The organism is Zoogloea oryzae, from assembly GCF_030161255.1.
GTDB classification, from domain to species: domain Bacteria; phylum Pseudomonadota; class Gammaproteobacteria; order Burkholderiales; family Rhodocyclaceae; genus Zoogloea; species Zoogloea oryzae.
This window is the reverse complement of record NZ_BSPX01000036.1, coordinates 1-12,787: the sequence shown is the minus strand read 5'-3', so window position 1 is coordinate 12,787 and position 12,787 is coordinate 1. Positions and strand designations below refer to the sequence as shown.

At 65.8% G+C, this 12,787-nt stretch carries 9 protein-coding genes; 4 read left to right on the top strand and 5 right to left on the bottom strand.

Annotated features, from left to right (window positions below; all coding sequences use genetic code 11):
• Positions 1-257 precede the first annotated feature (257 nt).
• Positions 258-419, top strand: coding sequence for a hypothetical protein (locus QQK25_RS12595; RefSeq protein WP_284188246.1), 162 nt, complete (start codon positions 258-260; stop codon positions 417-419).
• A 20-nt stretch (positions 420-439) separates the two neighbouring features.
• On the opposite strand, the gene QQK25_RS12590 is transcribed toward QQK25_RS12595, so the two are convergent.
• From QQK25_RS12590 to QQK25_RS12570, 5 genes are all read right to left on the bottom strand, one after another.
• Complete coding sequence (locus QQK25_RS12590; protein WP_284188245.1) at positions 440-1,042, bottom strand: indolepyruvate oxidoreductase subunit beta; 603 nt, start codon at positions 1,040-1,042, stop codon at positions 440-442.
• A 12-nt stretch (positions 1,043-1,054) separates the two neighbouring features.
• On the bottom strand, positions 1,055-2,920 hold the full coding sequence (locus QQK25_RS12585) for a thiamine pyrophosphate-dependent enzyme (RefSeq protein ID WP_284188244.1): 1,866 nt from the start codon (positions 2,918-2,920) through the stop codon (positions 1,055-1,057).
• Between the two features lie 112 nt (positions 2,921-3,032).
• The gene (locus tag QQK25_RS12580) at positions 3,033-3,671 is read right to left on the bottom strand and encodes a response regulator transcription factor (RefSeq protein WP_284188243.1); all 639 of its coding nucleotides are present in this window, start codon (positions 3,669-3,671) and stop codon (positions 3,033-3,035) included.
• On the bottom strand, positions 3,646-6,345 hold the full coding sequence (locus QQK25_RS12575; protein ID WP_284188274.1) for a PAS domain-containing sensor histidine kinase: 2,700 nt from the start codon (positions 6,343-6,345) through the stop codon (positions 3,646-3,648). The genes QQK25_RS12580 and QQK25_RS12575 overlap by 26 nt, the downstream gene beginning before the upstream one ends.
• Before the next feature lie 98 nt (positions 6,346-6,443).
• A complete protein-coding gene (locus QQK25_RS12570; RefSeq protein ID WP_284188242.1) occupies positions 6,444-8,033 on the bottom strand; it encodes an SUMF1/EgtB/PvdO family nonheme iron enzyme in 1,590 nt (529 codons plus the stop codon).
• Positions 8,034-8,226: 193 nt separating this feature from the next.
• Here QQK25_RS12570 and QQK25_RS12565 point away from each other — a divergent pair, with 193 nt between their 5' ends.
• The 3 genes from QQK25_RS12565 to QQK25_RS12555 all read left to right on the top strand — a co-directional run.
• Complete coding sequence (locus QQK25_RS12565) at positions 8,227-9,420, top strand: ABC transporter substrate-binding protein (RefSeq protein ID WP_438696437.1); 1,194 nt, start codon at positions 8,227-8,229, stop codon at positions 9,418-9,420.
• Between the two features lie 376 nt (positions 9,421-9,796).
• Complete coding sequence (gene aceE, locus QQK25_RS12560) at positions 9,797-12,472, top strand: pyruvate dehydrogenase (acetyl-transferring), homodimeric type (protein ID WP_284188241.1); 2,676 nt, start codon at positions 9,797-9,799, stop codon at positions 12,470-12,472.
• Between the two features lie 17 nt (positions 12,473-12,489).
• Positions 12,490-12,787: biotin/lipoyl-containing protein (locus QQK25_RS12555; RefSeq protein ID WP_284188240.1), on the top strand; the 298-nt coding region annotated here is incomplete at its 3' end.

Here is a 12,787-nt window from a genome sequence, read left to right as displayed (position 1 = left end):
CCTGGCAAGATCAGGGTTCTCGGCCTTTTTTACGTCCAAGGCAGTCCGAGCAGGGTTATTGCATCCCGGAAGCAAGCTGGGGCAACAACGACCCTGCCCGCTGGCGCTGCCCCAAAAAGCCCCTCACCCAAGCCGCCTTCCGCCGATTCGAGGCCTGCGGACGGCTGAAAACAGCCCGCCGCGCCGTTTAGAGTGGGAGACAGGTTTTTCCGCTAACTCGTAGCTATCGGCCCCACAGAACGTGCCCCGACGGGAGATTGCGTGGCGCCCGCCCCCAAGCCATTGAAAAGCACATCGCCGCCCTGGCCAATCCGCCCGAGATCGGCTCCCTGCTCCACGCCGTCGATGTCTTCCGGGGTACGCTGATGGTGCAATCCACCTTGAAGCCGTCCGCTGGAGTTCGTCCGGCCCGGCGATAGTGACGCTCTGGGCCGACTATCTAGACCACCAGCGCCGCCGCCCGCTCCCGACCGGCGTCGAAGGCGCGCAGATTCACCTCGCGCTTCTCGGGCTTGCGCTGGGCGAAGCGGGCCTCGACCGCCTCCCGCAGCACCTCGGCGGGAAACGGCAGGTGATCCGACATCGCCCCCAGCATCACCGTGTTGCCGAGGCGGATGTCGCCAAACTCCAGCGCGATCTCGGCCGCATCGAAGGCCTGCAGCGGCACACCCAGGGCGCGCAGCTGACCGACCGGATCGTCCGGGTAATCGAACACGCCGCACTCCACCACCGGCGGCGACAGGCGCGAGGTGTTGGTGAGCACCGGCGCGCCCGGGCGCAGCATGTGGGCCCAGCGCAGCGTCTCGGCGGCCTCGAAGCCCACCAGCAGATCGGCCTCGCCCTGGGCGATCTGGGGCGACAGCACCCGCTCGCCAAAGCGCAGGTGCGACACCACCACGCCGCCGCGCTGGCTCATGCCAGCCACTTCGGTTTTCTTGGCGTCGAAGCCGAGGGCGAGCGCCGCTTCGGCGAGGATCTCGGTAGCCGTCATCACGCCCTGGCCGCCGATGCCGCACACGAGGATGTTGGTGTTTTTCTGCATCGCAATGCCCTCTCAGCTACGGCTCATGAAACGCACCGGCACCACCGGCAGGGCGTGAACGATGGCCTTCGGCGCACAGGGCTGGACGCACAGCCCGCAACCCGTGCAGGCGCTGGTCTCGATGCGCACGAAGGCGAGATCGACCTCCTTGCCCGACGGCTTGATGGCCTTGTCGCGGCGCGTCACGTGGATCGCCGGGCAACCCACCTCGAGGCAGTTGCCGCAGCCGGTGCAGGTGTCGTCGATCACCGCGTAGGGCGGCGTCTTCTTGTAGTCGTCGATGAGCACGCAGGGCCGGTCGGTGATGATCACCGAGGGCTCGTCGATCTTCGTCTCCTCCCGCAGCGTCTTGAAGAGCACCGGCAGCTGGTAAGGATCGACCACCCGGATGCGCTCCTTCTTCACCCCGAGCGCCTCGCACATGCGCGGGAAATCCACCCGAGGCGCCTCGGCCCCGTGGATGTCGCGGCCGGTGGCGGGGTTGTCCTGGCCGCCGGTCATGCCCACCGCGCGGTTGTCGAGCAGCAGCACCGTCACGTTGCCGCCGTTGTAGGTGATGTCGAGCAGGCCCTGCATGCCCATGTGCATGAAGGTCGAGTCGCCGATCACCGCGACGATCTTCTTGTTCTTGTCGACCTCGCCGCGCGCCTTGTCCATGCCCAGCGCCATGCCCATCGAGGCACCCATCGAGATGCAGGTATCCAGCGCGTTCCACGGATGGCCGGCGCCCAGGGTGTAGCAGCCGATGTCGCCCGAGATGATGATGTTCTTGAGCTGCGACAGCGTGTAATAGATGCCCAGGTGCGGGCAGGCCACACACATGGTGGGCGGCCGCGGGAAGACCTGCTGGGCCGGCAGCGCATCCACCTCGGGTGACGCCTCGCCGCGCAGGCGGGCCACGCCCCGGCGCAGCACTTCGGGCGACAACTCGCCCAGGCGCGGCAGCACGTCCTTGCCCACGCAGGCGATGCCGGCGGCCTTGATCTCCGCTTCGACGAGCGGTTCGGTCTCCTCCACCACCAGCAAGGTTTCAACCCCGGCAGCCAGCTCGCGCACCAGACCGAGGGGCAGCGGGTAGCTCATCCCGAGCTTGAGCACCGGCGCATCCGGAAAGGCCTCGCGCACGTGCATGTAGGCCGGGCCGGAGGTGACGAACCCGATGCGCCGGTCGGGGCCGGATTCGATGCAATTGAGCGGCGAGTTGCCGGCTTCGGCGCGCAGGGCCGCCTCGCGCTCGAACATCAGCGGCAGACGCGGTTTGGCGTTGCCGGGCACCATCACCCAGCGTCGCGGATCCTTGGTGAAGCCGGTGGGCTCGTGGGTTTCGACCGGCGACAGCTCGACGCGGCCCTTCACGTGGCAGATGCGGGTGGTGAGGCGCAGGATCACCGGCACGCGGAACTGCTCGGACAGCCGGAAGGCCGCCCGAGTCATGTCGTAGGCTTCCTGGGAATCGGCCGGCTCCAGCACCGGCACATGGGCGAAGCGGCCCCAGAAGCGCGAATCCTGCTCGTTCTGGGATGACGACATGCCCACGTCGTCGGCCACGGCGATCACCAGCCCGCCCTCGACGCCGGTGACGGTCATGGTCATCAATGCGTCGGAGGCCACGTTGAGGCCCACGTGCTTCATCGCGGAGAAGGCCCGGGCGCCCATCATCGACGCGCCCAGCGCCACTTCGAGGGCGACCTTTTCGTTGGGCGACCACTCGGCGTAGAGGCCGGGGAAACGGGCCAGCACTTCGAGGATCTCGGTGCTCGGCGTGCCGGGATAGGCAGCCGCCACACGCACGCCGGCATCCCGCGCGGCGTGGGCGACGGCGTCGTTACCGGACAGGAACAGGCGGTTTGCCGCGGCGGCGGCCAGGGCGTTTCCCATGAAGCAAACTCCGACAGGATGAAGCCGGAGAGTGTAGAAAGCCCCGCCGCCGCCGGGCTTGAGACAGGTCAACCAAAGATACGTTTTTCCAAAAAACTCAAGAAAAAATGTATCACGATCGACTCGCAACCCCTTCGATCGCCATGACGCTCTGGACAAGCTCCGCCAGCGATTGCGCGCCCATCTTCTCCATCACGCGGGCACGATGGACTTCCACCGTCTTGATACTGATTCCCAGCACATCGGCGATCTGCTTGTTCAGCTTTCCGACGATGATGAGGTCCAGCACCTCGCGCTCGCGCTGGGTCAGCTGGTCGAGCCGGCGGGAGACTTCGGCGTCCTGGCGGCGGCGGTCGCGGCTCTCGCGTTCCTTGGCCAGGCACTGGCTCACCAGGTGCAGCAGGTCGTTGTCGTTGAAGGGCTTCTCGATGAAATCGACCGCACCCTTCTTGAGCGCCGCCACCGCCATCGGCACGTCGCCGTGGCCGGTGATGAAGATGACCGGCAGGGTGCAGTACTGGGCACGCAGGCGCTCGTGGAGCTCCAGCCCGCTCATTCCCGGCATGCGCACGTCCAGCAGCAGGCAGCCGTTGAACTCCGGCCGCCAGCGGCGCAGGAAATCTTCGGCCGACGGGAAGGCGGCCACCTTGAAACCCTGGGATTCGAGCAGCCAGACGAGGGAATCCCGCAGGGCTTCATCGTCATCCACCAGATAGATGATTTGTTCAGGCGTCGATTCGGGCGCTTTCAAGGGGAGTCTCCAAAGGCAGGGTGAAGCGGAAGATACATCCTCCGGCGGGGTTCGCGTCCACCCACAGGCGGCCGTTGTGGAATTCGACGATCGAGCGGCAGATGTTGAGGCCCATGCCCATGCCCTCGGCCTTGGTGGTGTAGAACGGCGAGAACAGCTTCTCGCGGGCTTCGTCGGAGAGGCCATGCCCCCGGTCGGCCACCGACACCTCGACCAGATTATGCTCGGCGATCCTCGCCGACACCGTGAGGACGCGCTCCTCGGCGGGCGTCTCGCGCATGGCCTCGATGCCGTTCTTGACGAGGTTGAGCACCACCTGCTCGATCATCACGGAGTCGGCAAACACCGGCGGCAGATCGGCGGGGATCTGGCTGACCACCTGGGCGACGTGGCGGCGGGCATCGATCTCGACAAAGCCGATGGCGTCCTCGACGATGCCCGACAGGGCCACCAGCTGGCGCCGCGGCTCGCTCTTCTTCACGAACTCGCGCACCCGACGGATGATCCGCCCGGCCCGCTCGGCCTGGGCGCTGGCCTTCTGCATCGCGGTGAGGATGTCCTCCTGGCGATAGTCGCCCGACTGCAGGCGATTGACGCAGCCCATCGAGTAATTGGCGATCGCCGCCAGCGGCTGGTTGAGCTCGTGGGCCAGGGTGGAGGCCATCTCGCCCATGGTGATGAGGCGCGAGGTGCGCTGCAGGCGCTCCTGCTGGGCGCGGTTTTCTTCTTCGACGCGCTTCTTGTCGGTGATGTCGGTGGCGATCGCCATCCGCACCACGCGACCATCCACCCAGCGGGTGGCCCGCTCGCGGATGTGATACCAGCGTCCGGAGAGCCCGTTCTGCAATTCGCCGTCGTAGAGCTCGCGGGGCACCTGCTGGGGCGACAGGCGACGCGGGTCCACGTCGTACCAGTTGGTGTCGGGCGGCGTGGGCAGGCCGTAGATGCCGACCCGCTGGCCCACCGCATCAAAGCCGTAGATGCTCTTGAAGGCGCGGTTGGCAAACAGGATCTCGTCGTTGGCGGCGTCGGCCACGTACACCGCCGCGTCGAGGCCGTCGAGGATCGCCACGAAGCGCTCGTGGGCGGCCTCCAGCTGGGCTCGCACCCGCTTGGGCTCGGTGATGTCGGTGATCGAGGCCATCCAGCCGGTCTGCCGCCCATCCCCGTCGATCAGCGGCGACAGGTAGAAGCGCGCATCCATGCTCTCGCCGTTCTTGCGCTGGACGCGCATCTCGAAGCCGGTGGAGGGCGCGTTGCCGCTGAGGGTGAGTTCCAGGTTGTGCTGCAGGGCCTCGATCTCGTCGGGCGGCCAGTAAACAAAGGGCGGGCAGGTGCCCACCAGCTCCTCCCGCGACCAGCCGGTCATGCGGCAGAAGGCGGGGTTCACGTAGGTGATGCGGCCGGTCAGGTCGATGGCTCGCAGGCCGGTGATGAGGGACTCCTCCATCGACTGGCGGAAGGCGTATTCGTGGTGGAGCGCCTCCTCGGCCGCCTTGCGCCCGGTGATGTCGTGGGCGACGGCGTACATCAGCTTCTCCTCGGGCACCGAGTTGATGCTCCAGGCCAGCCAGCGGTAGCTGCCATCGGCGCAGCGGCAGCGGTTCTCGAAGGCCTCCGGCGTGCCGGCCGCCAGGCTGCGCAGGCGCACCACCGAGTCGGCCACGTCGTCCGGGTGGATGTAATCGAGGAGCGAACTGCCCGGCAACGCCTCGGGCGAATATCCCAGGATGCGCTCGAAGGCCGGGTTGCAGCGCCGGAACAGCCCGTCGTGAGCCATCACCGCCAGCATGTCGAGGGACAGGTTGAACAGCCGGTCGCGCTCCTTCTCCACCCGCACCCGGCGCAGCATGTGGGCCCGCAGCGCCCACAGGCTCCACAGCACGAAGAACGACAGCCCGACGATCACTGCAATCGGAAAGCCCTTCGGCAGCTCGCTGTCCACGTGATAGGCGGTGGCCTCCAGCGCCAGCCCGTTGCCCGGCGGATCGAGCGGCACCGAAAACTCGAGGCTCTCGTCCAGCGCCCGCAGCGTGGAGTTGGCCGCCAGCAGCTCGCCCTTGGCGTTGGTGAAGGACAGCCGGTATTTCTCGCCGAACCAGCTGGGCACCAGATGCGCCACCATCCGCTCGATGGAATACACCGCGACGATCGCCCCCAGCGGCTGACGCCCCTGCTGCACCGGCAGGTACACCTCCAGCACCGCCATGTTGCGGCCATTCACGTAGGCCTCGCCATACACCGGCCGGCCCAGCTCGCGGGATCGGGCGAGCACCGCCACCTGCACCTGCGACAGGCCATCGCCCACCAGCCAGTCGGTGGTGTCGAAGGGCGCGGTCCACTTCACCCGCTGGTCGCCGGTCACCCACACGATGTTCACGAGTTCGGGGTTGTTGGCGATGTGCTGGTTGGCCCGCACCTGAAAACCGTCGCCGTCCAGCGTGCCCGCGGCGAGCTCCCGCGCCAGCTGGCCGAGGAACTCCTCGGTGCCCTGCATGTGCAGGCGCATGGTCTGCTCGGCCCATTGCACATCGCGGGCCATCGCCCCGCGAGCGGTCTCGCTCTCCTGGCGCTGGAGCACCCACACCAGCACCAGCATCGCCAGCGCGAAGATCAGGACGGCAAAGTTGGGCGCCGACCAGTACCAGTTGGCAGGCACCCGGGTCGGCGGCATCTTGGGGGAAGGATTTGTGTTCGACATGTCCCGCGCATCGTCGCCGCGCAGGCGGAAAAGGCGCATCGGGGGTTTCCCTAATCGGGCCAAACCCCCAGTTACACGTCCCGCGTGGTCACAGTCTCCGGCAGCCGCTTGTCTTCACCTTCCACGCCTGTAGATTTAAGGGAGAAGCGGAAGCCCAGGACGCGGAGGCACACACGCCGGGAGCGGCCATCCTGGTGGGCAACACGGAGCCATTGCGGGTCGCAAAGCCACGCCCCTCCTCGTATGGCACGTGAAGCCCAAGCCTCTCCACCCTCTGCACCACGAGGGTCTACTTGCGGCGCCCCGTCGTACTCTCGCCAGCCATCCGCACACCATTCCCACACGTTCCCGTGCATCTGGTATAGACCCCACGCATTCGGGGCGTAGCTTTTGACCGGTAGCGTCTTTTGCCGCCAGTCGCCCGTCGGGCCTTGGGCGTAACTTGCCCTCGCATCGTAGTTTGCCTGTTCCGGCGCAATCCCATCGCCCCAACTGAACGCAGTCTCGCTACCCGCGCGGCACGCGTACTCCCATTCCGCTTCTGTCGGTAAATTCGCCTTCACCCCAGGAAGCCGCTTTTCCACTTCCCGCAAAAAGCCCTGCACATCATCCCAGCTCACCCGCTCTACCGGGTTCTGTGGATCACCCCTGAAATAGCTGGGGTTATTGCCCACCACTGCCTGCCAGACCGACTGACTACACGCCGTGTCCGCCAGCCAGAAACCTTCGGTCAAACGAACGCGATGCCTCGGACCTTCGCTAGCGAAGCGCCCCTCCTCCTCCGCCGGAGACCCCATCCAGAACTCCCCTGGTGGAATCCAGCGGAAACGCTGCCTCACGCCACCCAGATCTGCATAGCCGAACAATCCGTTCTGATCCACGCCAACGTCCTTCGTGCCCCACCAAAGCTTGCTGCGAGCGTCCCACTCCAGCCGGTGCCGGACGCCAAGCCAATCCACGCTGATGAAAGCACCCCGCCCGTCGTGTTCCACCTTCTCCGCCCAACAGGGCGTGGGGACATCCAGCGTGGGTAATTCGACCACCAGCGGCAGAACCGGCTGAGACGGCTCCGGGTGCTGGACAGCCGGTTTTGGCAACGCCGCTGCTTCGCTGCAGGACTGCAGCCTCGCCACCAGCGCCGCAAAATCGGTGACCCGATGCACCTTCTCGGTCAGCGCGTTCATATCCGCCAGCGTCGCCATGTGCCCGGCCACCAGGCGGCGGAAATCAGCGTATTCGTCCAGCCGTTGATTCAGCGGCCCGATGTTGAGACGGTCGATCTCCGTCAGCGCGACCTTCAGTTCGCCAACCTTGCCCTCCCAGTATCGGACGATCGTGACCCACCACAGCGGGTCATGCAGATCGCACCCGGCAAGCACGATCGGATGCACCCGCCGCCGGAAATCCCGGTGCTCGGCCACCGCCCGCAGCTCGTACAGGCAGTAGGGCGAGCGGAAGTAGGCTTCGCTGAGCACCAGCACCACCTGATCCGCCGCGCCGATCTCGTCCATGAACGCGCGGATCGACTCGCCATAGCCCACCCGGCGCACGTCCCGCACCAGCTCGACGCCCTGCCCCGCCAGCGCCGTCTCCAGCGCGGCGACCACTCCCGAATCCTCCTCCGCCTTCCAGGCGTAGGAGACATAAACCTTCAACGCCACGATTTGTCCTTTTCTCCCATGCCCCGATCATCGCCAAGGCCGCCCGGCGATGCAAGCCATGCCGCAGCGCAGCTAGGGGTTGTCCCGCATATGACGGGCGTGGGCGCGGGCGTAGCGTTGAACGCTGCCTGCGAAGGAAGGCGCAGGTCGGCAGCCATATAAGCAGAACAAGAACACAACAGCGGAGACACCCTTGCTTCGATTCGTGCGTGCCGCGGCTTGTGCCGCGCTGGGTTTGCTTTCCGCCGGCGTGGCGGCGGTGGAGCCGATCCGCATCGGCGTGACCGGGCCTTTCACCGGCGGGTCGAGCCCGATGGGGGTGGCGATGCGCGACGGCATCCGCCTGGCGGCGCGGGAGATCAATGACGCCGGCGGCATCCTCGGCCGACCGGTGCAGTTGCTGGAGCGCGACGACGAGGCCCGCCCGGAGCGTGGCGCCCAGATCGCCCAGGAGCTTATCAACCACGAGAAGATCGTCGCCGGCCTGGGCATCGTGAACACCGGCGTGGCGCTCGCCAGCCAGCGTTTCTACCAGCAGGCCCACGTGCCGATGATCACCTCGGTGGCCACCGGGTCGATCGTCACCAAACAGTTCCTGCCGCCGCAGTATCCCGACAACTACATCTTCCGCGTCTCCGCGCCGGATACGCTGCAGGCGGCGATGATCGTCGAGGAGGCCGTGGTGCGGCAGCGCCTGCGCCGGCTTGCGATCTTTCACGACAGCACCAACTACGGCCAGCTGGGCCGCGAAGACCTCGAACGCGCCCTGGAGCGCCACGGCATCAAGGCGGTGACCATCGAGCGCTTCAACATCCGCGACGTGGACATGACCCCGCAGCTCACCCGCGCCCGGGCCGCCGGCGCCGAGGGCATCCTCACCTACGGCCTGGGGCCGGAGCTCGCCCACATGGCCAACGGCATGGTGCGCCTGGGCTGGAAGGTGCCGATGGTGGGCAGCTGGGCGCTGGCCATGTCCAACTTCATCGACAGCGCCGGCCCCAACGCCGAAGGCGCCCGGATGCCCCAGACCTTCATCCAGGAAAGCGACGCACCGCACCGGCGCAAGTTCGTCGAGAAATACCGCAGCACCTACGGCATCGACCGCCTGCCGGTGGCGCCGGCGGCGGCCCAAGGTTACGACTCGATGCTGCTGCTCGCCGCGGCGATCCGCCAGGCCCGTAGCACCGACGGCACCCGCCTGAAGGACGCCCTCGAATCGCTCAAGGAGCGGGTGGAAGGCATCGTGATGGTATATGATCGACCTTTCTCCAAGACCGACCACGAGGCGATCGACTCGACCCGTCCGCTGGTCATGGGGGAAATTCGCAACAGACAAGTGGTCTTCGCATACGACGAAGACCGTAAGCGGGACGCGCTGTCCAGATGATCCCGCCGCGGAACAACCATTTCCGCAAACGGCCGGGGGTTTTCTCCCTCCCTCCCTCGCCCCCGGCCGTTTTTTTTACCCGTCCCCGTCGAACGAAAACTCGCCGGCCGGAGCCTTCTGGCCCGGCCGGCGTATGCATTGGGTTTTCCGTATCGCAGCAGAACCGGATGGGATAGCACCGCCACCACCAGACCTCGAAAAAAAACCCTCGAACCCCGTGCGAATTGTGGTCGACCCTATTGCACATCGCGGGATTTGATTTTATATTGCGAAAAATTCGGGTCGTGATCCGACCCTGCTCCGGTTTGTAGTGAAAGAACGTTGCCGTTACCCACGGCAACAACCCACAACCCGCAAGTCATGAGGAGACAAAACCATGGCCGCGAACACGCAAGAGATCCGGGCTGACATCGACGCCCAGGAAACCAAGGAATGGCTGGACGCCCTCGAAGGCGTCGTCGCACAGGAAGGCACCGACCGTGCCCACTTCCTGATCGAAAAGCTGATCGAAGCCGGTCGTGAGGAAGGGATCGACATCCCCTACTCCGCCAACACCCAGTACATCAACACCATTCCCGCCGACCAGCAGCCCAAGTACCCGGGCGATCCGGACATGGAGATCAAGCTCCATTCCTACATCCGCTGGAACGCCATGGCCATGGTGGTGCGCGCCAACAAGCACACCAACGTCGGCGGCCACATTGCCTCCTTCGCCTCTGCCGCTGCGCTCTACGACGTGGGCTTCTCCCACTTCTGGAAGAGCATCGACCACGAAACCGGCGGCGACCTGATCTTCTTCCAGGGCCACTCGGTTCCCGGCGTTTACTCCCGCGCCTACATGCTGGGCCGTCTGACCGACGAGCAGATGGACAGCTTCCGCCAGGAAGTGGACGGCAAGGGCATCTCCTCCTACCCGCACCCGTGGCTGATGCCGGATTTCTGGCAGTTCCCCACCGTGTCGATGGGCCTTGGCCCCCTGTGCGCGATCTACTCCGCGCGCTTCATGAAGTACCTCGCCAGCCGCGGCCTGATCGACGCCGCCAAGGCCGAGCAGCGCAAGGTCTGGGCCTTCCTGGGCGACGGTGAGACCGACGAGGTCGAATCCCTCGGCGCCATCGGCATGGCCGGCCGCGAGAAGCTCGACAACCTGATCTTCGTCATCAACTGCAACCTGCAGCGCCTCGACGGCCCGGTTCGCGGCAACGGCAAGATCATCCAGGAGCTCGAAGCCGAATTCCGCGGCGCCGGCTGGAACGTCATCAAGCTGATCTGGGGCACCCACTGGGACGCCCTGTTTGCCCGCGACAAGAAGGGCATTCTGAAGAAGCGGATGATGGAGCTGTGCGACGGCGAGTATCAGACCTTCAAGGCCAAGAACGGCGCCTACGTGCGCGAGCACTTCTTCAACACGCCCGAGCTGCGCGCCCTGGTGGCCGACTGGACCGACGACGAGGTGTGGAACCTCAACCGCGGCGGCCACGACATCTTCAAGATCTTCACCGCCTACAACGCCGCCGTCACCCACAAGGGCCAGCCGACGCTGATCCTCGCCAAGACCATCAAGGGCTTCGGCATGGGCCAGTCCGGCGAGGCGATGAACATCTCCCACCAGCAGAAGAAACTCGACATCGAGTCGATCCGCCGCTTCCGCGACCGCTTCGGCCTGCCGGTACCGGACGACAAGCTGGCCGAGCTGCCCTACCTGCGCTTCCCGGAAGACTCCGCCGAATACAAGTACATGCGCGAGCGTCGCATGGCCCTGGGTGGTTTCCTGCCGAGCCGCCGCCGCACCGCGGCCGCCCTCGAGGTGCCGCCGCTCGAAACCTTCGCCGCCCTGCTCAAGGCGTCGGGTGAAGGCCGTGAGCTGTCCACCACGATGGCCATCGTGCGCATCATGAACACCCTGCTGAAGGACAAGCAGATCGGCAAGAACATCGTCCCGATCGTGCCGGACGAATCCCGCACCTTCGGCATGGAAGGCATGTTCCGCCAGTACGGCATCTGGAACCAGCAAGGCCAGAAGTACGTTCCCGAAGACCATGACCAGCTCATGTTCTACAAGGAAAGCGAAACCGGCCAGGTGCTGCAGGAAGGCATCAACGAAGCTGGCGCCATGGCCGACTGGATCGCTGCCGGCACCGCCTACAGCGTGCACGGCGTGCAGATGATCCCGTTCTACATCTTCTATTCGATGTTTGGCCTGCAGCGCACCATGGACCTGTGCTGGGCGGCTGCCGACCAGCGCACCCGCGGCTTCCTGATCGGCGGCACCGCCGGCCGCACCACGCTGAACGGCGAAGGCCTGCAGCACGAGGACGGCCACAGCCAGCTGCTGGCCAACATGATCCCGAACTGCATCAGCTACGACCCGACCTTCCAGTACGAAGTCGCCGTGATCGTTCAGGATGGCATGCGCCGCATGTTCGCCGAACAGCAGGACGTCTACTACTACCTCACCGTGATGAACGAGAACTACGAGCACCCGGAAATGCCCGCCGGTGCCGAGTCCGACATCATCAAGGGGATGTACGCCTTCCGTAAGGGCGGCGCCGGCGACGTGCGCGTGCAACTGCTGGGCTCCGGCACGATCTTCAACGAAGTCATCGCCGCCGCCGACCTGCTCAAGAACGACTGGGGTGTCGAGGCCGACATCTGGGGTTGCCCGAGCTTCAACGAACTGGCCCGCGACGGTCAGGACGCCGCCCGCTGGAACCTCCTCCACCCGCTCGAAGCGCCGAAGAAGTCCCACGTCGAGCAGAAGCTCGAAGGCGCCGTCGGCCCGGTGATCGCCGCCACCGACTACATCAAGCTCTTCGCCGAGCAGATCCGCCCGTTCGTCAAGAACACCTACGTCACGCTGGGCACCGACGGTTTCGGCCGCTCCGACACCCGCGAGAAGCTGCGTCACTTCTTTGAAGTGGATCGCCACTGGGTCACCCTGGCCGCGCTCAAGGCGCTGGCCGACGAAGGCAAGATCGATCGCGACAAGGTCGCCGCTGCGCTGGTCAAGTACAACCTTGACCCGTCCAAGCCGAACCCCATGTCCGTCTGATCGAGAGGAGCGCAAACATGAGCCAACTCATCGAAGTGAAGGTTCCGGACATTGGCGATTTCGACCAGGTTCCGGTGATCGAACTGTTCGTCAAGGTCGGTGACACCATCAAGGTGGACGACGCCATCGCCACCCTGGAATCCGACAAGGCCACGATGGACGTCCCGTCTTCCGCCGCCGGCATCGTCAAGGAAGTGCTGGTCAGCCTTGGCGACAAGGTTGCCGAAGGCACCGTGCTGATCAAGGTCGAAGCCGCTGGCGCAGCTGCCGCCGCGCCCGCCCCGGCGGCTGCGCCCCCGGCTCCGGCCCCGGCTC

Coding starts and splice junctions, on each gene's coding strand:
- QQK25_RS12575 (WP_284188274.1), bottom strand. CDS start 6,345: ATGCCGCCGACCCGGGTGCCTGCCAACTGGTACTGGTCGGCGCCCAAC.
- QQK25_RS12590 (WP_284188245.1), bottom strand. CDS start 1,042: ATGCAGAAAAACACCAACATCCTCGTGTGCGGCATCGGCGGCCAGGGC.
- aceE (WP_284188241.1), top strand. CDS start 9,797: ATGGCCGCGAACACGCAAGAGATCCGGGCTGACATCGACGCCCAGGAA.
- QQK25_RS12585 (WP_284188244.1), bottom strand. CDS start 2,920: ATGGGAAACGCCCTGGCCGCCGCCGCGGCAAACCGCCTGTTCCTGTCC.